Origin of the sequence: Leisingera sp. ANG-DT, assembly GCF_000813785.1 — a bacterium.
In the GTDB taxonomy this organism is placed as follows: Bacteria; Pseudomonadota; Alphaproteobacteria; order Rhodobacterales; family Rhodobacteraceae; genus Leisingera.
The window spans coordinates 1-595 of the sequence record NZ_JWLE01000080.1; the positions used below are offsets into that span (position 1 = coordinate 1).

1 protein-coding gene and 1 pseudogene are annotated in these 595 nt (G+C 71.9%); both read left to right on the forward strand.

The features are described from left to right. Positions 1-228: ExbD/TolR family protein (locus RA21_RS21825; RefSeq protein ID WP_039152726.1), on the forward strand; the 228-nt coding region annotated here is incomplete at its 5' end. Next, a pseudogene (locus RA21_RS21830) lies at positions 225-595 on the forward strand (hypothetical protein); the annotation flags it as partial. The gene RA21_RS21825 and the pseudogene RA21_RS21830, both read left to right, overlap by 4 nt.

Genomic DNA, 595 nt, shown 5'->3' on the forward strand with positions numbered 1-595 from the left:
CTCGCGGTCTCCGCCAGCGGCGACCTGGCCCTCGACGGCAAAGCGATTGCCCGCGACGCCCTCTCCCCTGCCCTCTCAGCCCTCTTGGCAGACGACCCTGCCTTACGCCTGCGCATCAACGCCCACCGCACAGCCGAACTGCGCAACGTGCTGCCGCTGGTGGCCCAGGGCGAAGCACTGGGATTCACTGACGTGGTGCTGGTGGTCACCCCGGAAACCGGCGGATGAGCCGCGCCCCGGCGATATGGGCTCTGGGGCTTGCCGCCTCTGCCCTGGTCCACGCCGCGGGCGCCGGCGCGCTGCTGATCTCACTGACACCGGACCCGCTGCCGCAGCAGCCCACACCCGAAAGCAGCCTCAACCTCCAGGCCCACCGCATCCCAAGGTCCGAGGCCGTGCCGCAAGCGGCAGAGAGTGAGCAAGCCCCTGAAAGCCAAGCCCAATCCCAAGGCCTCGCCGCAGGCAGCATCCCCCAGTCCAAGGCGCAGCCCAAAGCCCCAGCCGCGGACACTCTCACCCCGGCGGCAGCCAAGGCTCCCGCTGCCGCGCCCGCCCAGGCACCGGCAGACCGTCTCGCCAGCGCCGCCCCCGCGGC